The 25,252-nt window shown below is 36.1% G+C and carries 25 protein-coding genes; 18 read left to right on the forward strand and 7 right to left on the reverse strand.

Features of this window, described 5'->3' with window-relative positions:
• Positions 1-697: 697 nt before the first annotated feature.
• The 3 genes from ACXPAV_RS04555 to ACXPAV_RS04565 all read right to left on the reverse strand — a co-directional run bounded on the left by ACXPAV_RS04555 (position 698) and on the right by ACXPAV_RS04565 (position 1,717).
• Entirely contained in the window at positions 698-985 is a 288-nt protein-coding gene (locus tag ACXPAV_RS04555; protein WP_416080958.1) for a DUF3892 domain-containing protein, read from the reverse strand.
• A gap of 85 nt (positions 986-1,070) precedes the next feature.
• On the reverse strand, positions 1,071-1,535 hold the full coding sequence (locus ACXPAV_RS04560) for a hypothetical protein (RefSeq protein ID WP_416080954.1): 465 nt from the start codon (positions 1,533-1,535) through the stop codon (positions 1,071-1,073).
• Positions 1,532-1,717, reverse strand: coding sequence for a hypothetical protein (locus ACXPAV_RS04565; protein ID WP_413189452.1), 186 nt, complete (start codon positions 1,715-1,717; stop codon positions 1,532-1,534). The genes ACXPAV_RS04560 and ACXPAV_RS04565 overlap by 4 nt, the downstream gene beginning before the upstream one ends.
• Before the next feature lie 151 nt (positions 1,718-1,868).
• Between ACXPAV_RS04565 and ACXPAV_RS04570 the strand changes: the two genes are divergently transcribed.
• The 15 genes from ACXPAV_RS04570 to purR all read left to right on the forward strand — a co-directional run bounded on the left by ACXPAV_RS04570 (position 1,869) and on the right by purR (position 16,497).
• Positions 1,869-3,023, forward strand: a complete 1,155-nt coding sequence (locus tag ACXPAV_RS04570) for a phage/plasmid replication domain-containing protein (protein ID WP_423103581.1) — start codon at positions 1,869-1,871, stop codon at positions 3,021-3,023.
• A 36-nt stretch (positions 3,024-3,059) separates the two neighbouring features.
• Positions 3,060-3,386 carry a DNA-binding protein gene (locus ACXPAV_RS04575; RefSeq protein ID WP_416080952.1) on the forward strand — a complete coding sequence of 109 codons (327 nt, stop codon included), beginning with the start codon at positions 3,060-3,062 and terminating at the stop codon, positions 3,384-3,386.
• Positions 3,387-3,471: 85 nt separating this feature from the next.
• On the forward strand, positions 3,472-3,732 hold the full coding sequence (locus ACXPAV_RS04580) for a hypothetical protein (RefSeq protein WP_423103583.1): 261 nt from the start codon (positions 3,472-3,474) through the stop codon (positions 3,730-3,732).
• Positions 3,733-3,750: 18 nt separating this feature from the next.
• The gene (locus ACXPAV_RS04585; protein ID WP_412763441.1) at positions 3,751-3,984 is read left to right on the forward strand and encodes a hypothetical protein; all 234 of its coding nucleotides are present in this window, start codon (positions 3,751-3,753) and stop codon (positions 3,982-3,984) included.
• Positions 3,985-4,032: 48 nt separating this feature from the next.
• Positions 4,033-5,649, forward strand: coding sequence for a hypothetical protein (locus tag ACXPAV_RS04590; protein ID WP_458004189.1), 1,617 nt, complete (start codon positions 4,033-4,035; stop codon positions 5,647-5,649).
• A 9-nt stretch (positions 5,650-5,658) separates the two neighbouring features.
• Positions 5,659-5,955 carry a DUF2523 family protein gene (locus ACXPAV_RS04595; protein WP_423103584.1) on the forward strand — a complete coding sequence of 99 codons (297 nt, stop codon included), beginning with the start codon at positions 5,659-5,661 and terminating at the stop codon, positions 5,953-5,955.
• A gap of 8 nt (positions 5,956-5,963) precedes the next feature.
• Positions 5,964-6,989 (forward strand): zonular occludens toxin family protein, encoded by a 1,026-nt coding sequence (locus ACXPAV_RS04600; RefSeq protein WP_416080948.1) that lies wholly within the window; start codon positions 5,964-5,966, stop codon positions 6,987-6,989.
• Complete coding sequence (locus ACXPAV_RS04605; RefSeq protein WP_458004190.1) at positions 6,986-8,110, forward strand: type II secretion system protein GspD; 1,125 nt, start codon at positions 6,986-6,988, stop codon at positions 8,108-8,110. Before ACXPAV_RS04600 ends, ACXPAV_RS04605 begins: the two co-directional genes overlap by 4 nt.
• Positions 8,111-8,660: 550 nt before the next feature.
• Positions 8,661-10,196, forward strand: a complete 1,536-nt coding sequence (gene trpE / locus ACXPAV_RS04610; protein WP_458004191.1) for an anthranilate synthase component I — start codon at positions 8,661-8,663, stop codon at positions 10,194-10,196.
• Between the two features lie 13 nt (positions 10,197-10,209).
• Positions 10,210-10,791, forward strand: a complete 582-nt coding sequence (locus ACXPAV_RS04615; RefSeq protein WP_018346574.1) for an aminodeoxychorismate/anthranilate synthase component II — start codon at positions 10,210-10,212, stop codon at positions 10,789-10,791.
• Between the two features lie 48 nt (positions 10,792-10,839).
• On the forward strand, positions 10,840-11,841 hold the full coding sequence (gene trpD / locus ACXPAV_RS04620; protein WP_458004192.1) for an anthranilate phosphoribosyltransferase: 1,002 nt from the start codon (positions 10,840-10,842) through the stop codon (positions 11,839-11,841).
• A gap of 10 nt (positions 11,842-11,851) precedes the next feature.
• A complete protein-coding gene (gene trpCF, locus ACXPAV_RS04625) occupies positions 11,852-13,276 on the forward strand; it encodes a bifunctional indole-3-glycerol-phosphate synthase TrpC/phosphoribosylanthranilate isomerase TrpF (RefSeq protein WP_458004193.1) in 1,425 nt (474 codons plus the stop codon).
• 9 nt (positions 13,277-13,285) lie between these two features.
• Entirely contained in the window at positions 13,286-14,482 is a 1,197-nt protein-coding gene (gene trpB / locus ACXPAV_RS04630) for a tryptophan synthase subunit beta (RefSeq protein WP_458004194.1), read from the forward strand.
• A complete protein-coding gene (gene trpA, locus ACXPAV_RS04635) occupies positions 14,482-15,294 on the forward strand; it encodes a tryptophan synthase subunit alpha (protein ID WP_065231508.1) in 813 nt (270 codons plus the stop codon). The genes trpB and trpA overlap by 1 nt, the downstream gene beginning before the upstream one ends.
• A 198-nt stretch (positions 15,295-15,492) precedes the next feature.
• The gene (gene purR, locus ACXPAV_RS04640; protein ID WP_039132913.1) at positions 15,493-16,497 is read left to right on the forward strand and encodes an HTH-type transcriptional repressor PurR; all 1,005 of its coding nucleotides are present in this window, start codon (positions 15,493-15,495) and stop codon (positions 16,495-16,497) included.
• Between the two features lie 35 nt (positions 16,498-16,532).
• Here the strand turns inward: purR and ACXPAV_RS04645 are convergent, their stop codons facing one another.
• The gene (locus ACXPAV_RS04645; RefSeq protein ID WP_039132927.1) at positions 16,533-17,147 is read right to left on the reverse strand and encodes a riboflavin synthase; all 615 of its coding nucleotides are present in this window, start codon (positions 17,145-17,147) and stop codon (positions 16,533-16,535) included.
• Between the two features lie 65 nt (positions 17,148-17,212).
• Here ACXPAV_RS04645 and ACXPAV_RS04650 point away from each other — a divergent pair, with 65 nt between their 5' ends.
• Entirely contained in the window at positions 17,213-18,601 is a 1,389-nt protein-coding gene (locus tag ACXPAV_RS04650) for an MATE family efflux transporter (RefSeq protein ID WP_458004195.1), read from the forward strand.
• A 15-nt stretch (positions 18,602-18,616) separates the two neighbouring features.
• The gene (locus tag ACXPAV_RS04655) at positions 18,617-19,669 is read left to right on the forward strand and encodes a Gfo/Idh/MocA family oxidoreductase (RefSeq protein WP_039172623.1); all 1,053 of its coding nucleotides are present in this window, start codon (positions 18,617-18,619) and stop codon (positions 19,667-19,669) included.
• Positions 19,670-19,844: 175 nt separating this feature from the next.
• Here the strand turns inward: ACXPAV_RS04655 and ACXPAV_RS04660 are convergent, their stop codons facing one another.
• Positions 19,845-21,050 carry an ROK family protein gene (locus tag ACXPAV_RS04660; RefSeq protein ID WP_458004196.1) on the reverse strand — a complete coding sequence of 402 codons (1,206 nt, stop codon included), beginning with the start codon at positions 21,048-21,050 and terminating at the stop codon, positions 19,845-19,847.
• 270 nt (positions 21,051-21,320) lie between these two features.
• Between ACXPAV_RS04660 and asnS the strand changes: the two genes are divergently transcribed.
• Positions 21,321-22,724 carry an asparagine--tRNA ligase gene (asnS, locus tag ACXPAV_RS04665; RefSeq protein ID WP_458004197.1) on the forward strand — a complete coding sequence of 468 codons (1,404 nt, stop codon included), beginning with the start codon at positions 21,321-21,323 and terminating at the stop codon, positions 22,722-22,724.
• Positions 22,725-22,843: 119 nt separating this feature from the next.
• On the opposite strand, the gene ACXPAV_RS04670 is transcribed toward asnS, so the two are convergent.
• Both ACXPAV_RS04670 and ACXPAV_RS04675 read right to left on the reverse strand, forming a co-directional pair.
• Complete coding sequence (locus tag ACXPAV_RS04670; RefSeq protein WP_458004198.1) at positions 22,844-24,241, reverse strand: surface lipoprotein assembly modifier; 1,398 nt, start codon at positions 24,239-24,241, stop codon at positions 22,844-22,846.
• Positions 24,242-24,294: 53 nt separating this feature from the next.
• Positions 24,295-25,233: a factor H binding protein domain-containing protein gene (locus ACXPAV_RS04675; protein WP_458004199.1), complete on the reverse strand. Its 939-nt coding sequence runs from the start codon at positions 25,231-25,233 to the stop codon at positions 24,295-24,297.
• Between the last annotated feature and the right edge of the window lie 19 nt (positions 25,234-25,252).

Consider the following 25,252-nt stretch of genomic DNA (forward strand, 5'->3'; position numbering starts at 1 on the left):
CTATTTATTTGAGTATAAGAATTAAACGTGCTAAAAAATGATTTTTTTGTTTTTTGAAAAAATCGTTTTTTAGTACGCGACAAACGAACGCCAGTGAGTGCGTCAGTGAAAACAGAACTTGATTATCTCTTTACATTCATGAAATCCCGAGAATAACGCAATCTACACATTTCTATCAACCCAATAACCAACCTTAGCCAAAACCATTTTAAGCTGTGCATAAGCCTGTTAATGGCATCATTTGTTTAGCTATTTTACCCGATAACTAATTTCGTATAATGATTTTTCGGATTATGTTACAATTCGCAGCGCGGTATAATGGCGCAGCACCGCGCAAGAATTTACACATAATCCGCTATTATGCGAAATTAACCAATTGATTTTATGGCAGATATTACATTAAAAGACATAACGCCGATACATTTTCTGAATGCGATTAGATTGTTAAAAACGGATGATTACCGGGTTTATTGTACGATTGATACTATTGAGATTAGGTTTGAGTCTAAGCGATTTTACACAAGATAAGAAAGCGATCTTCGCTTCGATTTATGTGAACATTTGGCTGTATTTTTGACTGAACTTAAAAATTCAAGTGTGCCAATAGATAAGGATGATTTCATTAAGGCGTTTAGTCCTATTTCTTCAAAAAGGGCATTTTTCAGAAGAAAATAGCCGGTAATTTTCCGGCTATTTGTTAAAATTCAGGTAAATTTTCTAAATTATCAGATCTTCTACCATTTCCTGCGGTTGTGATGAATTCATCATCATAGAGAACTACGTCATCTCCAGTAACCCATTTATCATTTTTTTGAATACGTGTTTTTATGGATAGCTTTTCTGTCTTTAGTAACGCCACTATCAGTTTTCTAGATACATTTAATTTTTGAGATAAATCTGTAGTAAATGCAATTTTAACTTGGCTGATAGCATTGCCATCTTCATCATATTTAACTTTATAAATATAGATATCTGCTTTATTCATTTCTTTCTCCTTTGGTTGTTTTTCACTCAAAAAAGTTCGGGAGTTCTGTTACACCCGAACTTTGGTGCAATATTCTGCACTTTTATTATTTTGAATGGTAGCCATTTTGTAAATTTAACCACTCTTTTAAAAGTTGATTGCTATCTAGAATAGCGTTGATATAGTCTTCATCTTCATAATCTGCTGTCGCTAATAAATAGTTATCAATAATCAATTTTACCTGTTTTTGGTAGATCTCTTTATCTGTATAGATGTCATAAGTCCCCATTCTAGATATACCAACATTTAGGCTAATGAGTTCGAAGTATTCTCTAGCCATTTTTCTAAATAGCGTGATCTTTTCTTCATCACATTGATTTTCAGGTATTTCAAAAAAAATATGTTGCTCGAATGCTAGCGTATGTGGAATAGGAAAATCTAATGTAATATGTGTTTGTTCAGGTATAGAAAATCCTGCATTTCCTAATTCAGTAATAATTGTTTTGTTGATGAGCTCAATATTCTTTTTACTGAGTTGTCTTGTGTCATAAGACAGTCTGAAATACTTCATTTATTTTCCTTTTTGTTTGCAAAATTTATGTAGTCGTCTTCTGTGATATTTTCTAGACCTTTTTTAATCAGAATTTTGAGGATTTCTGTATCTTTGATACTCATTTTTGTTAAAACAACAGCTTTGACATGTTCTTCTTGTACTTTTTTCCAAGTCAAATCGTCGATATGTTTAGTTGGCATTACTTTATCCTTTACATTCAATCTTGAAAAAATCATATCATTTCTTAGAAAAAAAGAAATTATTTTATTGACATCTAAGAAATGAGATTATTATAATTGATTAAATTCTAATTTCTTAGAAAAAAAGTTTTTCTTTGTTTGTGGGTCTTTTATGGATTTCTTTATTGACTGGTTAGAGATAGAGCAGGATTTCGGAATTGATATTCCGAATGCAGTCCTTTGTTCTATTTTTGATTTTGGGATGATTGGAATTCATTTGGACACTGGGGAAATGCAAACTGGCGTGAGAACTGGTACATATCATCATAAAGGCAGTTATTGCGACCAAGTTAGCATAAAAATATCAGGCTCTGTTATTCGTATGTCAGGTAATCCAAGTCGTTGGAATAGACTTGAAAATCTTTTTGGTTTTGACAGCATAGACAGTTGTGTCGCTTGCTTTAATTCAATTTTATATTCTCTTCGCTTACCTCAATTTACTCGTTGTACTGAAGTTTTTTATCGACAAGGAGAGGATGGTTCAAAAGTCTCAAAATTTTCTAATGGTGCGATTATTAAACGGCTTGATATTACAACAAATAAGGCCGTAGGCCAGGGAAACGAACGTATATTTTTAAAAGCACTTTCTCAAATGCGTTATCGTAACTCTATTGGTCGTTTGCATACTAACGGTTGCACTGTAGATTGGTTGAGTGCAAAAGGTTCAGCAAATCTTATTTATCCAAGTTGTTATATCAAACACGAAGAGTTACGGCTTCATTCTTACGACAAAATAAAAAATAAATTTGGTGAAAACTCTTGTGAATTCAAGTACTACAAGGGTGTTTATGAGTATTGTGAAAAAAATGGTGTAGTACGTTTTGAGCAAAAACTGAAATCAAGGTATTTACAGCGTGAAAATTTATGTTATTGGGGTTTGAGTGATTTTACGTTTTTAGAAAACTTACAGGCGGATTTTGTGAATATGTATAAAAAGTTAAGTGTAAGCAAATATGATTTAGAAACCATAGCTGAACAATTAGTTTCTCAAGGTGTTGTTGATACTTTAAGAAAAGCGACAACATCAGCTTACTATGCGATGTTATGGGCAAGTGGAAAAGAGTTAGGCTTAAGAAATCGCCAATATAAAACCCATAGAGCAAGACTTAGAAAAATCGGGATTGATATTGCAAATCCTTGTGATGTTGAAAAATTTCAGGCGGTTCGGGTTGTATCTTGCGATCATATTTTTGTACTTCCATTTAAAGCACCTGATTTTTATCAATTCCCGAGCAATGCTCCAGCAAATTTACGTTTAGTTGCTTAATCAATATTTATCAATCTACTAACCAGGAGAACAATTATGAGAACAGGCTTTTATATCGTTGGCATTTTAAAAGGCTATAAATCTTCATCATTCACTAATCGTGAAACAGGCGAGGTTAAAGAACGCCATAATATGGGTATTCAATTGCAAGAACCAGATGGTTATGGTGGTTATAACACATCAATTCAAGAAATAAAAATTGATGATCGTTCAATAAATACTGCTTTAAAAAGCACTATTGAGCGGTTAAAGGACAAAATGGTTATGGTGCTTGTTTATCCAAGAGAGTGGGCTATGGAAAACGGTCGCAAAGGCATTACTTATAACTTTGATGAAAATTCAATCATTGAAGAGTTGAAGTAATGCGTGAATTTATTCAAATGACTGGAGCGAGTTTTATAGGCTGTAGCTTTGCTCTTACTCTATTTTATTTACTGGTATTTCATTTATGAATAATGAAATAGAGATTACAACCAAATTCTGTCATCCCTATATGAATTTCGGGGGAGAAGATGGCTGTAGTGATGTAGTTTTGAAAGTTCCACAATCAGAGGCGGTCAAACTTCAAATTGTGGAGCATTCAAAGGGCGAAACAGCAGGGATTGAGTATTATCCTGAATTCTTTGCTGTTTCATTTTCAATCACTTTGCTTTTTTGGCTTGTTGCTAAATTCGGTTGGATGATTATAGAAACAATCAAAAGAGCATAGTTAAAGAAGGAAAACATTATGTTGAAATTTTTGAAAAAGACAAGTGGAAAAGTTGCTGTTGCAACAGCCGGTTTATTAGCCTCTACAATGGCATTGGCTGAAACACAAGCAGTTGATTACACGGCTTTAACCTCCAAAATTGACTTCAGCGGAGCAATTACGGCGGTATTAGGTGTAATTGCCTTAGTTGTTGGAGCATTAGTCGCTTGGAAAGGTGGGCAATGGATTGTAAAAGCGGTGCGTTCTGCTTAATCAATAGAGGGGGACATGAGTCCCCTTTTTCTTAGGAGGAATTATGACGTGGCAAATTGTCTTTTTTGTATGGGGGTTATTATGCGCTTGGGCGGTCATTCGTGGTATAGACGGTTAATAATTTGTTTCATTATTTCGCAATTTTTACATGTACAAGTTGCACACTCATTTGCACCTATTCTAGGAAGAGCGGTTTTAACAAGGGTTTTAGGGAATGTTGTTGCTCGGAGAGCTGCTGTTAGTGTTGCAGCTAATGATGCTTCAATCGTTGCATTACGCACAATGCAAACATATAGAGTATTAGGTACGGTAGCCGCAAATGATGCCCGATTCGCTTTAACTGCTAAGTCAACCTTACGGCATGTGAAAGATATTTCGTGGGTTTCACTCGCATTGAATAGTGGGGTAATTACTTTATCCGATTTAAATGTTGAGGGAAATGATAAAGTGTCTGTTACTTTTGAACCTAGTGCAGTTAAGTTAGCTGATGGGCGTTATGCAATTCAAGTTAATGGGGAAACAAAAATTGTTAATGCTAACCCAAGTAAAAATGATCCTGTGATTTATCAATATTCTAAAGAGAAAAAACAAATTCCAGATGAATTAAGTGAAGTTTATAAATCAGATACATTAGATAATCGCTATAAATATTTTGATGAGTTAAGAACAGGGGAGTATGCCCAATCAAATTCACTTGAAAAATTAGCTGAATATATATCTCAAGAAGAATGGGGAGGAAAAGGGGAAGAAAGTTATCTTAGCGTTAATATTGATGGAAAAGAACACCAATATTTGTATTCTAAAACAACTGTAGAAAATCGTTATTTAAGACATCAACAGATCGGCGATAGAATTTATCCCACAGTGCGGCAAACTTTTACCGAGAAGCAATTAAGATATGATTTTAATCCCATGCTTTCCGGATATACCGGAGAGAATACGGTTTATTCTTTTAACCCACCTAAAGAAAGTGATTATCAGATTTCTACACGCACAACAACCGTGAGCTATATCAATTTTGAAATCAATCCAAATTGGGTTGTGGATAATATTCAAACAACATCACAAGAACAACAATTAGGCTCAATCGCTGATTTGGATTTGGGATTATATACTCAGCCATTGACAGCGACGCAACTCGCTCAATTATTTAATGCTTTAATGATGTCAGCTGCTTCTCAAGCTGATTATGAAGGCATCCCATTTACTTCAACAAATCCGATTACAGCAAGCGAGGTAAATGCAGTTTTAACAGAGTTAGGCATTAGCCCAACTTATGCTGATTTATTTACTAAGGCTGGAACAGGCGATAAATTAGAATTTGATTACAATGTATCACCATCACCTAATCCAACTCCAAATCCTCGCCCTAATGACGGCAAATTTGATGAAGATATTGATATGTCAGAATTAGAGTATCCAGAATTAGAATCACCGACAGCACGACAAATTCTAGAACCATTAAAACAATTTTTCCCTGAATTCCAAAAATTACATATTCAAGAAAAAGGGGCTAGTTGTCCGACATGGTCATTTGATGCATTAAATACAACCTATACTATAGATGGGCATTGTACCTTACTGGAGAAAAATCGTAATTTGTTTTCATCAGTATTTGTATTGATTTGGTCAATTATTGCAGTGAGACGGTTATTAAGTGCATAGGAGAAGAATATGGGAAGTCTTATTTTACGTTTGTTAAGTGGGTTATTAGGCTTTGTATTTAAAGGTGTTGTTGCTAAGTTCTTTGTATTTTTTGCTTTATTTTATGTAACGACAGAATTTGTACCGGAAATTATTAACTTATTTGTTCCGCAGGAATTAAACGTTAATTTTCAAACACTATTTAATTATTTACCTAATGATGTTTGGTATTTTTTAGAATTATTTAAAGTGCCTTTTGGTATATCTTTATATCTATCCGCTATGGTTGCTCGTTTCATTATTAGACGTATTCCAATAATAGGTTAGGGGAGATTATGGCAATTTTAGCATATGTCGGTATTCCTGGAAGCGGTAAGTCTTATGAAGTGGTCAGTTCAGTTATTCTTGAGCATTTTAGAAAAGGTCGCCGTATTGTCAGCAATATTGAAGGGGTAACACAGGAAAAACTGACCCATTACTGTATTAAAAAAGGTGATAAAGAGAGTAATTTAGGTGAATTTATCAGTGTCACGGATGAAATTTGCCAACAACCTGATTTTTTTCCTTATAAAGGTGCAAGTGAAACGGTTTGTTGTGCAGGAGATTTAATTTGTCTTGATGAAGTCTGGCGTATTTTCCCAAGCGATAAAATTCACGAAAATCACCGCTCTTTTTTAGCTGAACATCGCCATTTTACGCATGAAATAACAGGTGAATGCTGTGATTTGGTTGTTATCAATCAATCTATTTCTCAATTACCCCGATTTATTAAAGATCGAATTGAAATGACCTACCAAATGTCAAAATTGACTGCATTAGGTATGTCAAATCGCTATCGGGTTGATATTTTTACAGGGGCAAAAACCACAAAGACGAATAAAACACTTCAACTACAACGTAAATATGATAAAGAAATTTTTCAGTTGTACAAAAGCTATGACGGTGAAAATGGAAAAGAGAATGTAGTTGATGGTCGGGGCAATATTTTAAAATCCTTTCAGTTCAAAGCAATGATTGCTCTTGTTCTCATATTATGTATTGTTGGTATTTATGCATTTAAATCTTTTTTCCCAAGTGAACAAGAAATTTCATCGCCACCGATACAGGAAGGGAAATCGGTAACCTCATCACAAGATAAAGTGCTAATCCCGTCCTTTTCTCCACCTATTCAGCTCAAATTATCTGATAAATGGCGAATAACAGGAGAGTTAACCAAGAATGGCAATGCTTTTGTTATTCTTGCCGATAATCAAGGAAATCTACGGTTAGAGCCTCGAAGTCAATTTCAGTTTAGCGGTCGAATGTTGCAAGGAGAAATTGATAACCAAACAGTTAATTATTATTCGGGAGTAGAAAAATGAAAAAATATTTATGGGCAATGTTGCTATTACCCTTTGGTGTTTGTGCAAAACATGTAGATTTTAAACTGGAAGCCGTCCCATTACCTAAAGCAATATCAATGATTTATGATGAGGTTTTGGAAAAGCCTTATATGCTTGATCCTAAATTGGCTGGAGATACAAGATTAATTAGCTTTCATACGACTGAAAAACAAGACTTTAACCAGTTCATTGAACGCTATTTTGATAATATGAATATCAAAGTTTATGAGAAAAAAGGCGTGGTTTATATTGCCCATGTTGAGCCAAAACCTGCAAAAATAGTTAAGAAGAGTTTTGTTTATAATCCTATTCATCGTGATACTGAATATTTAGCTCAATTTGTTCAAGGAGAGGGGGTAGTTTCAGCCAGTGGCGATAAACTCGTTTTTTACGGCACAAATGAAGAGATAGCAAGAGCAAAAAGTGTATTAAAATCTGTTGATACAAAGTCTAAAGAGGTTGTTGTAACAGGTTATGTTTTTGAAGTACAAGATATTGAAAAAGAGGGAAGCGGCATTAATTTATTGGCGAAATTGTTATCGGGTAAACTTGGTATTAACATTGGCTATAAACAAAACTATGAAAATTTTATCACTGTCAATGCCGGTAATTTAGATGCAATGATAGAATTATTTCGCACAGATAGCCGTTTTCAAGTAGTGAGTAGCCCGACCTTAAGGGTTAAATCAGGCTCAAAAGGGAATTTCTCTGCGGGGTCTGATGTACCCGTTTTATCTAATCTCACTTATCAAGATGGAAGACCTATTCAAGCCATAGAATACCGTTCTTCTGGTGTTATCTTTGATATTCAACCAACCATCAAGAATCAAGCCATTGATTTGAAAATTCAGCAACAACTATCAAATTTTGTTAAAACTGATACAGGCGTCAATCAATCTCCAACCTTGATAAAACGAGATATTATTACCGATGTTACAGTAAAAAATGGTGATGTGATTGTTCTCGGCGGACTTGCTGAAAATAAACTAACAGAGGGGGAGACAGGATTTTCATTTCTGCCAAAAGGTTGGCTAACAGGGAAGTCGAAATCAAATACAAAGACAGATATTATTGTTCTTTTGCAGATAAAAGAAATTTAAACGAAAATAAATAGCCATCCCCGCAAGAATGAGGAGATGGCTATTTATTTGAGTATAAGAATTAAACGTGCTAAAAAATGATTTTTTTGTTTTTTGAAAAAATCGTTTTTTAGTACGCGACAAACGAACGCCAGTGAGTGCGTCAGTGAAAACAGAACTTGATTATCTCTTTACATTCATGAAATCCCGAGAATAACGCAATCTACACATTTCTATCAACCCAATAACCAACCTTAGCCAAAACCATTTTAAGCTGTGCATAAGCCTGTTAATGGCATCATTTGTTTAGCTATTTTACCCGATAACTAATTTCGTATAATGTATATTATGTTAAATAATAAATATTGTTTGTCACAGTCTATTTTGTTACAGCATTTCTGATTTCCTCTCTTATTTTCTATTTATAGTGATGACATTTCTCAAAAATTTAAAACATACAATCGTTATCACGCTCTATCAATTTTTTAATTTTCTTAAAAGGCGCTTGCAAATCAAATTTTGTAGTTGTACTATTTTGCTAGTACAAAATAATATCAGAGAGGATGCTATCGTGGCTTTTTTAGACGTTATCCAACAAACTATTCCCTATCAAGCGGACACAACTTCTCTTTTTGCCCGTCTTTGTGAGAACAAACCAAACACCCTTTTATTAGACTCCGCTGAAATTGGTAGTAAAAACAGCCTAAAAAGCTTGTTAATCACTCAAACTGCGGTAAAAGTGGTATGCAGAAAACAAACTGTCGAATTTATTGCTTTAACTGAGAACGGAACGGCTGTTTTAACCCAACTTCAACAACATTTTTCTATTAATACAGCATTACAAATCCAACGCTCAACACATCAATTAAGTGTTATTTTTCCTTTATTAAATAATGAGTTGGATGAAGACAGTAAATTAAAAACCATTACCATATTTGATGGATTGCGAACTTTATTACAGCAATATCAACCCTACTCTCAACCAATTTTACTAGGGGGTCTTTTTGCTTATGATTTAGTGGCTAATTTCATTCCAATGCAAGACATTTATTTAGAAGATGATGGTTTGACTTCTCCGGATTATAGCTTTTACTTAGCTGAACAATTAATTGTGATCGATCATCAAAGTGAACAGGCAACACTTTATACTTACGCTTTTTCTGAACAACATAGAACAAAATTACAGCAACAAGCAGAACAGATAGTTTCGACTTTATCTAATAATAATATTGTATTATCGCGTCGAAACGCTTCTACTGAAGTCAAAGTCAATCTCGAAGATGAGGCTTTTAAAACTATTATTGAACGCCTAAAACATCACATTAATATCGGTGATGTTTTCCAAATTGTACCTTCTCGTCGCTTTTCGCTTGACTGCCCTAGCCCATTAGCAGCCTATCATCAATTAAAGCATAATAATCCAAGCCCTTATATGTTTTTTATGCAAGATGAAGAATTTACCCTGTTCGGTGCTTCACCTGAAAGCGCATTAAAATATACTGAAGCTACCCGTCAATTGGAGATTTATCCGATTGCAGGTTCTCGTCCAAGAGGCTTTGATGCGCAAGGTAATATCGATCCTGAATTGGATGCTCGTTTGGAACTGGAAATGCGCTTGGATCATAAAGAACAATCTGAACATCTTATGTTAGTTGATTTGGCTAGAAATGATATTGCTCGCGTATGTGAAAGCGGAACACGCCGCGTTGCAGAACTTATGCAAGTTGATCGTTATTCTCACATTATGCATTTAGTATCGAGAGTTGTCGGTAAACTTAAACCTGAATTGGATGCGCTACACGCTTATCAAGCCTGTATGAATATGGGAACATTAACCGGTGCGCCTAAAATCAAAGCAATGCAATTGATTTATCAAGTGGAAAAACAACGCCGCCATAGTTATGGTGGTGCGGTTGGTTACCTCTCCTCGGAAGGTGATCTAGATACCTGCATTGTGATTCGCTCTGCTTTTGTGCAAAACGGAACAGCTTATATTCAAGCTGGTTGCGGCGAAGTATTGGATTCCGACCCACAAATGGAAGCCGATGAAACCAGACATAAAGCGGCTGCCGTGATTAAGGCAATTAAACAGACAAATTGCCAATAGTAAGGATTTTGTTATGGCTAATATTCTTTTTTTAGATAATTTTGACTCTTTTACCTACAATCTTGTTGATCAATTTCGTGTGCTTGGGCATAACGTGACAGTGTATCGTAACGATTGTGAATTGGATACGTTAATTAAAGCAGCAACAGCGCAATCTGATACTATTTTGGCACTTTCTCCCGGTCCCGGAAATCCTCAGCAGGCGGGTAATATGTTGCCGTTAATCAATGCATTGAAACATCAGTGCCCAATTATTGGCATTTGTTTAGGGCATCAAGCCATTATTGAAGCATTCGGTGGGGAAATTGTCCACGCCGGTGAAGTAATGCACGGAAAAGTATCGAAAATTACGCACGACAATCAAGCAATGTTTGCCGGATTGCCTAATCCACTCTCTGTTGCTCGTTACCACTCTTTAATGGGGAGCAACTTGCCATCCGAATTGATTGTAAACGCAGAATATAATCATATTGTGATGGCGGTTCGTCATCAATCCTTGCCGATTTGCGGCTTCCAATTTCACCCAGAATCTATTTTAACCGTACAAGGTGGACAACTTTTAAAACAGACCATTGATTGGTTATTAGCTCATTAAGCCAACTATAGAAACAACAAAAATTAAATAAACTTGAGGACAAGAATAATGGAAACACAACAAATATTAGAACAATTATTTAGTGGCACTTCCCTTTCTCGTGAACAAAGCAAACAGCTTTTTACTGCTGTCGTACAAGGTGAATTATCTAATGAACAATTAGCCGGTGCATTGATAGCTCTGAAATTCAAGGGAGAAACAGTAGATGAAATCAGTGGCGCGGTAACCGCATTACAAACAGCTGCTGAACCTTTCCCTACACCAAATTATGTCTTTGCCGATATTGTCGGTACCGGCGGTGATGGTGCAAATACCATCAACCTCTCTACTGCCAGCGCCATTATTGCCGCCAGTATGGGGGCAAAAGTCGCCAAACACGGCAATAGAAGCGTTTCCAGTAAAACCGGATCAAGCGATGTATTGGCAGCATTAGGTGTTCGTTTAGATTTAGATGCGACCACCGCGCGTAAAGCACTGGATGAAATCGGTATCTGTTTTTTATTTGCCCCACAATACCATCGTGGTTTTAAACACGCAGTGCCGGTACGTCAGGCGTTAAAAACCAGAACCATTTTCAACATTCTTGGACCATTGATTAACCCGGCAAAACCAAAACATCAATTATTAGGCGTTTATGATGAAAAATTACTACAACCTTATGCTGAAACCGCATTAACGTTGGGGCATCAACATAGTATTGTCGTTCACGGCGCCGGTTTGGATGAAGTAGCATTACACGCAGAAACACAAGTAGCTGAAATTTATCAAGGCAAAATTGAACGCTATACTTTAACAGCAGAAGATTTTGGATTAAAACCGCAACCGCTTGATGCAATTCGTGGTGGCGAACCGGAACAAAATGCACAATATATTCGTGCATTATTACAAGGAAAAGGCGAACCGTCTCACGTTAATGCAGTAGCTGCCAATACTGCTCTGCTATTACGGCTTTTCGGTTATCAAGATCTAAAACAAACTACACAGCAAGTATTGGAACAGATTGCCAGTGGCAACGCCTATAAAACATTAGAAAAACTTTCACAATATTAATGAGATAACAATGATTACACAAAATTTTTCACAAACATTGCAACATAAAGCGACAGTATTGCAAAAAATTGTGGCAGATAAATTAATTTGGGTACAACAGAAGCAACAAAAATTTCCTTTGGCAGAGTTTCAGGCAAAAGTGACAAAAAGTGATCGTGATTTTTATCAAGCATTAGCCAAAGGGACTCAGCAACAACCGGCATTTATTTTAGAATGTAAAAAAGCTTCTCCTTCAAAAGGATTAATTAGAAAAGAGTTTGATTTAGAAGGTATTGCTGATGTTTATCGTCATTATGCTACAGCGGTTTCAGTTCTAACCGATGAGAAATACTTCCAAGGAGATTTTGCCTATTTACCACGTGTTCGCCAGCGTATTTCACAACCTGTTCTTTGCAAAGATTTTATGATAAGTGAATATCAAGTTTATTTAGCACGTTATCATCAAGCGGATGCCATTTTATTGATGTTGTCTGTAGTAAATGATGATACTTATCGTATATTGTCGGATCTTGCTCACTCTTTGGGAATGGGAGTGCTGACAGAAACCTCTAATCAGGAAGAGTTGGAACGTGCAATCAAACTAGGCGCAAAAGTCATTGGCATTAATAACCGTAATCTGCACGATCTCTCCGTTGATTTGCAACGTACGTTAGATCTTGCTTCACAAATTCCGCAAGACCGTATTGTTATCAGCGAATCGGGTATCTATACTCATCAACAAGTGCAACAATTAAAGCCAGTCGCTAATGCCTTTTTAATCGGCAGCAGTTTAATGGGCAGTGATGATCTTAACGCTGCCGTTAGAGCCATTATTTATGGCGAAAATAAGGTTTGTGGTTTAACTCGCCCGCAAGATGCTAAACAGGCATATCAAGAAGGGGCATTATATGGCGGCTTAATTTTTGCCGAACACTCTCCTCGCTGTGTCAGTTTAAGACAAGCCCAAGAGATTAGTACCGCTGCACCGCTGCACTATGTCGGCGTTTTTCAGAATCAAGAGATTGATCTGATTGTGAAATTGAGTCAGCAATTATCTTTATTTGCTGTTCAGTTACACGGTCACGAAGATAGCAACTTTATTCAGCGATTACGTCAACAATTACCGCCGAAATGTCAAATTTGGAAGGCAATCAGCGTTGACGTAGAAAATTCGTATTTTCAATTTAATCCTGATGAAAATATCGACCGTTATGTCTTTGATGCACAATTAAAATTACAAAAAGGTGGCACCGGAAAAATTTTTGATTGGACTCTTTTACCTTCGCAATGGAAGCAGAAAATTATGCTTGCTGGTGGTCTAAACAGTGATAATGTGGATGCTGCGATGTCTCAATCTTGTTTAGGTTTAGATATTAATTCCGGTGTGGAAAGTAAACCGGGCATAAAAGATGCGAATAAATTACATACCATTTTCCAACAAATTATCAATTATTAGGATGAAGTTATGAGTGATACATTATTAAACCCTTATTTTGGCGAATTCGGTGGAATGTATGTGCCAGAAATTCTTGTTCCAGTGTTACAACAACTAGAAAAAGCGTTTGTTGAGGCGCGTCAGGATCCGGAATTTCAAAAACAATTTAACGATTTGCTACAAAATTATGCCGGTCGCCCGACCGCATTAACTTTGTGCCGTAACTTAACTAAAGATACAAAAACCAAACTCTATTTAAAACGAGAAGATCTTTTACACGGGGGCGCACACAAAACCAATCAGGTATTAGGTCAAGCATTATTGGCAATGCGAATGGGTAAAACTGAGATTATTGCTGAAACCGGTGCCGGCCAACACGGAGTTGCTACTGCTCTGGCCTGTGCAATGCTTGGATTAAAATGTCGTATTTATATGGGAGCAAAAGATGTTGAGCGTCAATCGCCAAATGTTTTCAGAATGCGCCTTATGGGGGCAGAGGTCATTTCCGTTAATAAAGGTTCCTGCTCGTTAAAAGATGCTTGCTGCGAAGCAATGCGCGATTGGTCAGCCAATTACGATAAAGCCCATTATTTATTAGGTACTGCTGCCGGTCCGCATCCGTTTCCAACTATTGTGCGTGAATTTCAAAAAATGATTGGTGAAGAAACCAAACGTCAAGTTTTTGAACGTGAAGGACGCTTACCGGATGCTGTGATTGCGTGTGTTGGTGGAGGATCAAATTCAATTGGAATGTTTGCTGATTTTATTAAAGAAGAGTCAGTAAAACTCATCGGTGTTGAGCCGGCAGGTAAAGGAATTGAAACTGGAGAACACGGCGCACCGCTTGGACACGGTTCTATTGGTATTTATTTCGGAATGAAATCACCATTAATGCAAACAAAAGATGGTCAGATCGAAGAATCCTACTCTATTTCTGCTGGGTTGGACTTCCCGTCCGTTGGACCACAGCATGCTTATTTGAACAGTATAGGACGTGCGCAATATGTTTCTATTACTGATGATGAAGCCCTTGATGCATTCCAGCAATTGGCACAATATGAAGGCATTATTCCAGCATTGGAATCCTCGCACGCCTTAGCTTATGCTTTAAAATTGATAAAACAGAACCCAGAAAAAGAGCAACTTTTGGTAGTTAATCTTTCTGGACGTGGAGATAAAGATATTTTCACTGTAGATAAAATCCTAAATGCACAAGGAGTGAACTAATGAGCCGTTTTGATCAACTTTTTAAAAAACTAAATCAACAAAAACAGGGAGCATTTGTTCCTTTTGTGACATTATGCGATCCAACATTAGACCGCTCTTTTGAAATTATTTGTACTTTAGTCGATAACGGTGCCGATGCGTTAGAATTAGGTTTTCCTTTTTCAGATCCTTTATTAGACGGGCCGGTAATCCAAGCTGCGAATAACAGAGCATTATCTGCCGGATTCAGTACTGATGCCTGTTTTCAATTATTAGAAAAAGTACGCCAAAAATATCCACAAATTCCAATCAGTCTATTACTTTGTGCCAATTTAATCTATGCCAAAACATTAGATGGTTTTTATCAACGTTGCCAACAAGTTGGCGTTGATGCGGTACTGGTTGCCGATGTGCCTCTACTTGCTGCGGAACCTTATGTTACCACAGCGAAAAAATATGGTATTCAGCCGGTATTTATTTGCCCACCGAATGCTAGCGAAAAAACGATTGATGGTGTAGCGAAAAATAGTGAAGGATATACTTATCTTGTGTCACGTGCAGGCGTTACCAGTGCTGAAAATCAAGCACACGCAAGTAATTTAGAAGATCTTATTTCTCGCCTAAAATTACATAATGCGCCACCTATTTTACAAGGTTTTGGCATTGCTAAACCGGAACAAGTTCAGGAAGCAATTACTTCTGGTACGGACGGAGCAATTTCAGGGTCTGCAGTGGTTAGAATTATCGAACGGAACCTTAATAACCATCCTCAATGCCTTGTCGAATTAGCTGAATTTGTGCGAAATATGAAAGCTGCAACTGAATTGGTATAAAATCAAATCTAAGGGGCGTTTTCACATTATTCGCCCCGTTTTTCATAAAATCACTTTTTATTTTCTTAACCTACAATAATGATCCTGCTTTTATCTACAAAAACACAATAATTTCTGTGATCTGATGCACAAAATGGATAAAAAAGTCACAAATCGTGATTTTATCTTTATAATAGCGCAAATTTTTTGGAGGTAAGAATGGCTACAATTAAAGATGTCGCTAAATTAGCAGGCGTATCAACAACAACGGTTTCTCATGTGATTAACAAAACCAGATTTGTGTCTGAAGATACGTCAAAGTTGGTTCAAGATGCGATTCAGCAGCTAAATTACTCGCCAAGTGCAGTAGCACGCAGTTTAAAGGTGAATACAACTAAATCAATTGGTATGATTATTACCACCAGTGAAACCCCTTATTTTGCAGAAATTGTACATGCTGTGGAAGAATATTGTTATCAACGGGGATATTCTCTGTTTTTATGTAATACACAGAATAATTTCCAAAAAATCAGTAATCATTTAGATATGTTGGTTAAAAAACGGGTTGATGGGATTTTAGTTATGTGTTCTGAGTATACTCAAGATTCAGTGAACTTGTTTGAGAGCTTTTCTACCCTACCATTAGTAGTAATGGATTGGGGACCAAACAATTCAAAAATGGATGTAATTCAAGATAATAGCTTTGAAGGTGGTTATTTAGCAACTAAATATTTAATTGACTGTGGACATAAAAAAATCGGAATTATTGCCGGTGATCTCAATAAAACAACAGCAAAAACACGTTATGATGGCTATGTAAAAGCAATGAATGAAAAGGGATTAAGTATTAATCCGGACTGGGTGCTAGAGGGACATTTTGAACCAGAAGATGGATTTGAGTGTATGAATAAAATTTTAGCTCAAAATAACCTGCCGACTGCTGTTTTTTGTTGCAATGATGTTATGGCTTTAGGTGCAATTTCCGCCATTGGTGAAAAAGGGCTGTCTGTGCCACAAGATATCTCCATTATTGGTTATGATGATATTCACGCTTCTCGCTTTTATGCCCCACCATTGACAACAATTCATCAATCCAAAATGCGTTTGGGCATTATGGCAATGGATCTGTTAATTGCTCGAATGACTGATAAAAATAAAGAGCCGGCAAAAATTGAAATGCATCCTGAATTGGTCATTCGTAAATCGGTGAAAAAACTAAATTAATCATAGAAAGTGCAGAATCTTCTGCACTTTTTTCGTTATTTTTGTTGGCTTAAATAACGTTCAACCGTATCAACCACTGCTTGTGTTTGAGAATCCAGCTCAATATTAACTAAATCTCCGACCTGTTTTTGCGAGATAATGGTACGTTGTAACGTTTCTGGAATTAAATTAACACAAAATGATTGCTCTTTTACCTCACCAATGGTCAAACTAATGCCATCAATAGCAATATAACCTTTTGTCAGAATATATTTCATTACATCCTGATTCGGTAAAGTAAACCATATTTGGCAGTTGTTCGGTGATTGAATAATTTCTGCGACCGAAGCAGTGCAATAAACGTGCCCTGACAATAGATGTCCGCCTACTTCATCACCGATTTTCATCGCTCGTTCAACATTAATTTCATCCCCTACTCTAAGTTGACCAAGATTGGTAACTCGTAACGTTTCTTGCATTAAGTCGAAACTAATCAAATCATTTTGAATGTCCGTTACTGTTAAACAAACGCCATTATGTGCAACAGATGCTCCTAATGCTAATCCGGCAAGTAAATCCTGTGGCATTTTTATAACGTGTGTTCTAAAATTGTCGCCTTTACTTTTAATTTCTTGGATTTTTGCTTTTCCTTGAATTATTCCAGTAAACATATTTCCCTCTTATAAAAATGATATTGTTATTCCTATAACGATAGCAACTAAATATCGGGCATTTTATGACAAATTGGCAAAGATATAAAACACAAATTATTGAATTAATTAAATTAGCTACGCCTATTTTGCTTGCACAAATTGCACAAAACTCTATGGGATTGATCGATACTATAATGGCAGGGCGTGTTAGTGCAAAAGATATGGCAGCGATTTCTGTCGGTGCTTCTATTTGGTTTCCTTTGTTATTATTCGGTCAAGGTTTATTATTAGCCTTACCACCAACCATTTCTTATTTAAATGGTTCCGGCAAACGCAATTTGATTGCACATCAGGTTCGGCAGGGCTTTTGGATAGCATTTACTATCAGCATTCCTATTTTTCTGATTGTTTATAATGCTCACTTCATCATTGACTATATGCAAATGGATGAAGAACTGGCACATATCACGACTGGTTATTTAAAAGTAATGGCCTTTGGCGCATTACCCTATTTATTAATGATTACTTTCCGCTGTTTAAATGATGGTATTGCTAAAACAAAACCGGCGATGGTGATTGCCTTTACCTGTTTGGTACTCAATGTACCTCTCAATTATATCTTTATTTACGGGGCATTCGGGATACCGGCATTCGGCGCAATTGGCTGTGGAATTGCGACAATGATTTTGAATTGGATCAGCTTTATTTTAATCACAATTTATTGTTACAAAGTGCCGAGTCAGCGTGATCTAAAAATTTTTGCACATATTATTGAAAAACCGAATTGGAAAACTTTGAGTAAATTGATTCGATTAGGATTTCCTATTGCGGTAGCAATTTGTTGTGAGGTGTTGCTTTTTTGTATCATTTCATTATTAATTTCGCCATTTGGTGCAGAAATTATAGCTAGCCATCAAATTGCGTTGAATACCAGTTCATTCATTTATATGTTGCCAATGTCTATATCAATGGCAACTACAATCCTCGTTGGGCAAAATTTAGGTAAAGGCAAGCCGGCAGTAGCAAAACAGTTTACTTATTGTGCTCTCTTTTTCGGTTTAACTGTTACTTGTTTTACCGCTTCTCTAACTCTATTATTCAGAGAGTGGGTTGCTTCTATTTTCGTCAATGATATTGAAGTGATTATGATGGCATCTTCACTTTTAATTTTCGCCGCACTATATCAATTTTCTGATACGGTGCAATCCATCATTGGCGGAGCATTGCGTGGCTATAAAGATACTAAATCAGTATTATGGATTTCACTTTTCGGTTATTGGGTAATTGGAATGCCGGTCGGCTATATTTTAGGAATGACTGATTGGATTGTGCTACATATGACAGCGAAAGGTTTCTGGATTGGCTTTGTTTTTTGTTTAACCACCACAGCAATTTTGCTGTTTTTACGTTTACGTCATATCCAAAATTTACCCGATGAAGTGCTATTGGCTCATTTGGATAAGATTAAATAAAAAAGGAGTATTTTTATGCAATCAGAACAAGTTATTCGTGTCGGTATTGCCGGTTTTGGTATGTCCGCCAACGTCTTTCATTTGCCATTTTTAATGCGTGATCCACGTTTTAAAGTTGTTAAAATTTTTGAGCGTAGAGGCAACAAAGTGGCGGAAAAATTTCCACAAATTGCCACCGTGCGTACTTTTGCAGATTTACTGGCAGATGATGTTGATTTAGTCATTATCACTACACCAAATCTGACACACTACTCTTTCGCCAAACAGGCAATTATGGCAGGGAAACACGTCATTGTTGAAAAACCGCTAAGTACAACTTCAGCGGAAGCAAAAGAGTTAGTGAAATTAGCTCAACAAAAACAAGTAAAATTATCGGTCTATCAGAATCGCCGTTGGGATAATGGCGTGTTAACGGTCAAACAAGTTCTCGAAAATCATCTCATAGGAGATGTTGTCGATTATGAAATTCATTTTGATCGTTATACACAAGCTAAAAACAGTAAACAATGGAAAGAAACCGGTGAGCGTGGAGTTGGTTTAGTTTACGACTTAGGTGTGCATTTAATTGACGGTGTGGTGCATTTATTCGGTTTGCCGAAAGCGCTTTATGCTGATTTACGCCACCAACATCCAGGTTCTCTTGGCGAAGATAATTTTCAGATCTATTTTTATTATGATGATAAAAAAGTGGTGATGTCTTCGAGTAAGTATGTACGTGAAAAAGGACCGACTATTGCTCTGCACGGCACTTTAGGCTCTTATGTCAAATATGAATTGGATAATCAGGAGCCGCTTCTTATTGCCGGCATTGAACCGAAAGGCAACTGGAATAAAGAAGATAAAATATATTGGGGATTTTTGAACACTGAAATTAACGGTGTCCATATTCGCACTCAGTTAGAAACTGTCAATGGTAATTATCAAGCCTACTATGACAATATTTATGAGGCATTAACTTCTAATGAACCGCTTGCCGTCACTGCTGATCAGGCTGTCATTGTTTTAGAATTGATTGAAAAAGTATACCAAAGTGCAGAAACTGGAGTAAAAATCAATATAAAACAATAAGATAAATAAATTTCAAATATTTTTAAAATTTTTGGAACTTTTTATTTTTATAGCGGTCTTAGTAATCGCTAGTGACTGCAAATGCGTAAGCAGATGTTTTTTATTTTATTCATTGAAACCTCCCCCCGTTCTCTCTTGGAACGGGGGTTTTTTCTTTCTGGGTTTAGCTTAAATACTAGCTTAATGAATCTATCAATTCACCACTATAAAGATATTTTTTTACCATTGCATTAGCAACAACTGCATCATTTTGTGAATAGTGACCTGTAATGACATCAACTTGATGCTGATCCAACAGCAAATTATCATTTAACTTCTGTTTTAATCTTTCGACGAACAAAATATGTGAACCGATAATACTCGAATTGACCATTATTTTATCTGATGAAAATATGTTTACTAAATTCATTAATACATAAGAAATATTGTCAGCAACATAGTGGATAATTTCTATTGCTTTTTCATTTTTTTGCTCTGCCTGTTCACATAAATATCGAATTTTTTGCTCATTATCTTCAAGTTGATTCGGTAATAAATTATCAATCAGCTGATAAATTGCAGAGTAAGTGACGTGATGCTTCAATTGTTGACGAGCTTCAGCCGGTAAACGTTCACCAATGATATTCGCTAGTGGACTTAATATTGGAAGACAAACACGATCAATATTCATCCTCTGTTGTTTATCTCCTTGCAACATTTTGCCTTTAATCAAAACACTTATATTAATACTGTCATCAATTTGTAAGAAAATTACATTATCACTACTGATCGCTCCCCCTAACGAAGATTCGGCAAAAACCCAAGAGGAAAAATATTCAGACAAAATAATCGGCAAATGGAAAGTTTGGTGTAAAACAGATTGCAATTCAATATCTATTACGCTACGACCTAAGCGAACAATACCGCTCTGCCAACGGTTAAGCTGTCCGATAATAGTCACTGATATAGCAAAAATCTGTACAATATATCTCTGAAATGTCGTTTGAAAATCGGTCAAATTTCTTATCAACAACTGAGCCAAATCAGAATGTTGACCTACCAAAATTGGATAATGCTTCTCCTGCACTACTTTCCCATTCAGTTCACAGAGAAAGATTTTCATCTCATACTCGCTTAATACAACACAAATAGATTGCCAATGAAAAGGAGATATTGCTAACCCGACTGCAGGACGCCCCCTAACAATAGGCGTTTGTGTAGTACGCTCTATTACCAACTTAAGATCAATCAATTCACGAGTAAAATTGGTAATACTTGCAGGTGCCAAACCGGAAATTTTTGATAAATCAATCCGAGAAATAAGATCGAACTGTTCTATCAAACGATAGATCATACCCAAATGTTGTAATTTTTGCGGTGAATTCAATAACTGCTTTGCCATAATCCTTTAAACAAACAACCAAAACTAAAGGCGTTTGACTCCATAAGATAATAAATTTAGCTTTATACGAATTTTTTTCTCTTATCTCAAGTGGGTTGGATCAAATTTGCGTTAAATATCACATTTTATTTCTCAAATCTTTTTTAATTTTTAAATTTTGTTGATAATTTGTTCCGCTTTGTCGCTTTGTGCATTTATCAGGTGGGGAAAGTATTGTAGAATGACCAACCTAATGAAAAACAAGAAATTGATTAATTCACTGAGGTAACTATGACACAAGCTAAATCTGTTGCTCAAATTTTAAAAGGTGAGGTTGCGATTGGTGAGAGCGCAACTGTACAAGGTTGGGTACGTACCCGTCGTGATTCAAAAGCCGGTGTTTCTTTCCTTGCCGTGTATGATGGTTCCTGCTTTGCGCCAATCCAAGTAGTAATTGAACAAACAATCGAAAATTATCAGTCTGAAATTCTTCGATTAACTGCCGGTTGTTCCGTAATTGTCACCGGTAAAGTAGTAGCCTCTCCTGCACAAGGACAGGCGGTTGAAATGCAGGCACAAAAAGTAGAGGTTTGTGGTTGGGTTGAAGATCCTGATACTTATCCAATGGCAGCAAAACGCCATTCCGTTGAATATTTACGTGAAGTGGCGCACTTACGTCCACGGACTAATTTAATAGGTGCCGTTGCACGTGTACGTCACTGTTTAGCACAAGCTATTCATCGTTTCTTCAATGAACAAGGCTTTTATTGGGTCGCGACTCCATTAATTACCGCTTCCGATACTGAAGGGGCTGGTGAAATGTTTCGTGTTTCAACTTTAGATTTAACCAATTTGCCAAAAACGGAACAAGGTGAAATTGATTTTAGCCAAGATTTCTTTGGTAAAGAATCTTTCCTTACTGTATCAGGGCAGCTTAACGGTGAAACTTATGCTTGTGCTTTAAGTAAAATTTATACTTTTGGGCCAACATTCCGTGCAGAAAACTCCAACACCACTCGTCATTTAGCTGAATTCTGGATGGTTGAACCTGAAATGGCATTTGCCACTTTAGCCGATAATGCCAAACTGGCAGAAGAGATGTTGAAATATGTTTTCAAAGCAGTTTTAGATGAACGTATGGATGATATGGAATTCTTTGCAAAACATATCGACAATACTGTAATTACCCGTCTACAAGATTTTATTTCATCTGATTTTGCACAAGTTGATTATACCGACGCTATTGAGATCCTAAAAAAATCTGGTAAGAAATTTGAATTTCCTGTTGAATGGGGAATTGATCTCTCTTCTGAACACGAGCGTTATCTTGCAGAAGAATATTTTAAATCACCGGTTGTTGTGAAAAATTATCCTAAAGATATAAAGGCATTTTATATGCGTTTAAATGATGATGGTAAAACCGTTGCTGCAATGGATGTTCTTGCACCAGGAATCGGTGAAATTATTGGTGGCTCACAACGTGAAGAACGCTTGGATATTCTTGACCAACGTATGGATGAAATGGGTCTAAAAAAAGAAGACTACTGGTGGTATCGTGATTTACGCCGTTACGGTACGGTGCCACATTCAGGTTTTGGATTAGGATTTGAACGCTTAATTGTTTATGTTACCGGCGTACAAAATATTCGTGATGTCATTCCGTTCCCTCGCGCCCCAAGAAATGCAAATTTCTAATAACGAAAATATGATCTAACACCGAAAAGTTAGACTGCTATTTTAAGGACTGAATCCTGTATTGATCGGGATTCAGTCCATTAATTTAACTACCTTTATTTCTAACATTAAGCATTTTACTAAAATTGCTTCTCTATCGTAAAAAAGAGTTCCTGATTTTTTCGGCTATAAAGTGCAGGAATATTGCTGTTTATCCGTTGATAGCGGATATGTAATTTAGGCAAGAAGCCTCTCCAAGATAATTTTTGATACCAAATCGCACCGTTTAGTTGATATTCTCTATCGTGCCGTTTTAAATGCATTAAATAGTGATGATCAGCAAAATGACGATCTATATAACGAACATTGATTTGTGTACCCCATTGTTTTTGATAATAAGCAATGCCAAAACCACTTGCCCATTTCAACGATGATGAAGACTTCTCTTTTAAACGATCGGACACCAATTCTAAATTAAGCCAAGATTGCCAATGTGTATTATCTTGCCAAATTATAGTGGTCAAAATAGTGTTTTCATTACCATTATAACGATCTGCCAAACTAGTATCAGCATAATGTTTTCTCATATTTGCCAAATGATTCTGCCAAAGCCAGTGTTCAGAAAGTTGAATTTGGCTAAACAACTTTACGCCAAATTGATGATTGTAACGATGAACGCCAAACCAATTCTGTTCAACAAAAGGAATAATTTTTCCAATAAACTGAGCATCTCTCCACATATAGCCTAATGAAAAATGTAAAGTTTGTTCGTTATAATATTGATTATCCCAATAGTAAACCCCGTTATATCCTAATGTCGTTTGCCAAAAATGATTGCCTGTTATATTTTTTATTCGTTCAAGTTCAAACGCATACCGAAAACCTTGTGCTGATTGAGGAAGTGATTCTTCGTCTTTTACAAGCGGTTTACCATTAATAGTTATCTCTCGTTCAGAAGAAGCATTATTCACATTATCTGTTTTCACATATTGAAAATTCACATAGGGCTGCCATTGCTGACGATGTTCAATTTCTTGCAAATAGGCTTCAATCAATGTTTTTAATTTGCCATCTGCTTTAAGCATTAAACGTTCAAATTGTTGTTTGGCTTGTAAATATTGATAATTTTCAAAAAAAATCATTGCCATATCAAAGCGAGGGTAAATGACTTCAGGGTGTAAATCTAATAATGTTTGATAATGCAGAATAGCTTTATCATACTGTAACGTATTGAAATAATAGGCAGCTAACGCATAATGATACAACGCAGGATCATAATGTCCCTGTTGTTGATATTGCCTTAATAATCTAGGTAATAATGCCCATTGTTGCTGTAAAATCGCAGATTGAATTTGTGAATCAATTGGCAATGCCATAGGAATCATTGGCATTTTTTGATAATTAGCATTGGGTTTTAGCAGTGTAGGTAATGAAATATCACCTTCTTGCGAAAAATCAATTGGATCTTGCCGTAATAAAGATTCAGCATTTAATGAATGTGCAAAAATGACAAAACTGGTGATCAATAATTTTTTCATTGCTTTAATACTTAAAAATGCCGTTTAAAATGTATTTAAACGGCATTGCATTTCTACTGTTGTGATTCTTTTTGAGCTGCTAAACCAAATGCTACGCCTCTATTTTTTGCCTCATATTTTTTTCGTGTGCCTCCGTTAGCAGGAATACTATTGTCTAACGAGCTATCAATATAAAGATCACCAGCAATTTCTTCCCCATTTGGCCCAAAGAAACCTAGCGTATATTTTCCTGTAATTCCGCCTGCCATTGATGCATCAGCTTTAATTTCCTGATCATTAATTGAGCCTTGATGTAAGGTAATATGACCTATATTATTTGAAAAATTAGTGATTTCCCCTTGACCCGTTCGCTGTTCAAAATCAACACGATAAGTTAAATCTCCCATATTGTTCGCATTAAATGCTTTTCCTCGATACGTTGCTGAACCTTCACTTGGGAGAATTGTCGGTTCATCTTCAAATAAGTTACCAATGCCATTAACAGAGAAACGCCCTCCTTTTGATAAAACGCCATCAGGCAAAGAAGCTAACCAATTTCTAGCATAAACGACAGAATATTGTTGTTTATAAAGATATCTATCACCAACCAACATCCCTTCACTATCCTCGCCTAAAGGATAAAGAGCCATTACAGGCTGTGTATACAATTGATTTTGAGGTAATTGATCGTGGTTAATAGTTTTTTCCATCAGCCATGGGTTATTCAAAGTTGCCCCCATTGACTCTACGGTATCACTCATTTTTTGCTTAATAATTTCAATAAGTTGCTCACGTTCGGTTAATTTTTGATGAGTTTCAGATAGCTCTTGTAATTTAAGTTGATTTTGTCTTTGTAATTCTTCAAAAACCCTTTCCTTTTCCTTTAAATCAGATTGGATTTGTTTCAAGCTATTAGACGCATCTGTTAATTGTTTTTCCGTTGTTGCTTGTGCGTCTTTTAGGGCTTTAAATTCAGCTGTTTTTCTCTTCAATTCCTCTTGTGCTTTTTTCAAGCTGCTAGAAGTTTCCGTT

The sequence above is a fragment of the Gallibacterium sp. ZY190522 genome (genome assembly GCF_054166015.1).

Excerpts from the sequence above, each read along its gene's own strand:
- trpB (WP_458004194.1), top strand. The coding sequence starts at position 13,286 with ATGAGTGATACATTATTAAACCCTTATTTTGGCGAATTCGGTGGAATG.
- ACXPAV_RS04555 (WP_416080958.1), bottom strand. The coding sequence starts at position 985 with ATGAATAAAGCAGATATCTATATTTATAAAGTTAAATATGATGAAGAT.
- ACXPAV_RS04650 (WP_458004195.1), top strand. The coding sequence starts at position 17,213 with ATGACAAATTGGCAAAGATATAAAACACAAATTATTGAATTAATTAAA.
- ACXPAV_RS04560 (WP_416080954.1), bottom strand. The coding sequence starts at position 1,535 with ATGAAGTATTTCAGACTGTCTTATGACACAAGACAACTCAGTAAAAAG.
- ACXPAV_RS04585 (WP_412763441.1), top strand. The coding sequence starts at position 3,751 with ATGTTGAAATTTTTGAAAAAGACAAGTGGAAAAGTTGCTGTTGCAACA.
- purR (WP_039132913.1), top strand. The coding sequence starts at position 15,493 with ATGGCTACAATTAAAGATGTCGCTAAATTAGCAGGCGTATCAACAACA.
- asnS (WP_458004197.1), top strand. The coding sequence starts at position 21,321 with ATGACACAAGCTAAATCTGTTGCTCAAATTTTAAAAGGTGAGGTTGCG.
- ACXPAV_RS04575 (WP_416080952.1), top strand. The coding sequence starts at position 3,060 with ATGAGAACAGGCTTTTATATCGTTGGCATTTTAAAAGGCTATAAATCT.
- ACXPAV_RS04605 (WP_458004190.1), top strand. The coding sequence starts at position 6,986 with ATGAAAAAATATTTATGGGCAATGTTGCTATTACCCTTTGGTGTTTGT.
- ACXPAV_RS04655 (WP_039172623.1), top strand. The coding sequence starts at position 18,617 with ATGCAATCAGAACAAGTTATTCGTGTCGGTATTGCCGGTTTTGGTATG.
- trpD (WP_458004192.1), top strand. The coding sequence starts at position 10,840 with ATGGAAACACAACAAATATTAGAACAATTATTTAGTGGCACTTCCCTT.
- ACXPAV_RS04600 (WP_416080948.1), top strand. The coding sequence starts at position 5,964 with ATGGCAATTTTAGCATATGTCGGTATTCCTGGAAGCGGTAAGTCTTAT.
- ACXPAV_RS04660 (WP_458004196.1), bottom strand. The coding sequence starts at position 21,050 with ATGGCAAAGCAGTTATTGAATTCACCGCAAAAATTACAACATTTGGGT.
- ACXPAV_RS04615 (WP_018346574.1), top strand. The coding sequence starts at position 10,210 with ATGGCTAATATTCTTTTTTTAGATAATTTTGACTCTTTTACCTACAAT.
- ACXPAV_RS04645 (WP_039132927.1), bottom strand. The coding sequence starts at position 17,147 with ATGTTTACTGGAATAATTCAAGGAAAAGCAAAAATCCAAGAAATTAAA.
- trpCF (WP_458004193.1), top strand. The coding sequence starts at position 11,852 with ATGATTACACAAAATTTTTCACAAACATTGCAACATAAAGCGACAGTA.
- ACXPAV_RS04570 (WP_423103581.1), top strand. The coding sequence starts at position 1,869 with ATGGATTTCTTTATTGACTGGTTAGAGATAGAGCAGGATTTCGGAATT.
- ACXPAV_RS04670 (WP_458004198.1), bottom strand. The coding sequence starts at position 24,241 with ATGAAAAAATTATTGATCACCAGTTTTGTCATTTTTGCACATTCATTA.
- ACXPAV_RS04595 (WP_423103584.1), top strand. The coding sequence starts at position 5,659 with ATGGGAAGTCTTATTTTACGTTTGTTAAGTGGGTTATTAGGCTTTGTA.
- ACXPAV_RS04580 (WP_423103583.1), top strand. The coding sequence starts at position 3,472 with ATGAATAATGAAATAGAGATTACAACCAAATTCTGTCATCCCTATATG.
- ACXPAV_RS04565 (WP_413189452.1), bottom strand. The coding sequence starts at position 1,717 with ATGCCAACTAAACATATCGACGATTTGACTTGGAAAAAAGTACAAGAA.
- trpA (WP_065231508.1), top strand. The coding sequence starts at position 14,482 with ATGAGCCGTTTTGATCAACTTTTTAAAAAACTAAATCAACAAAAACAG.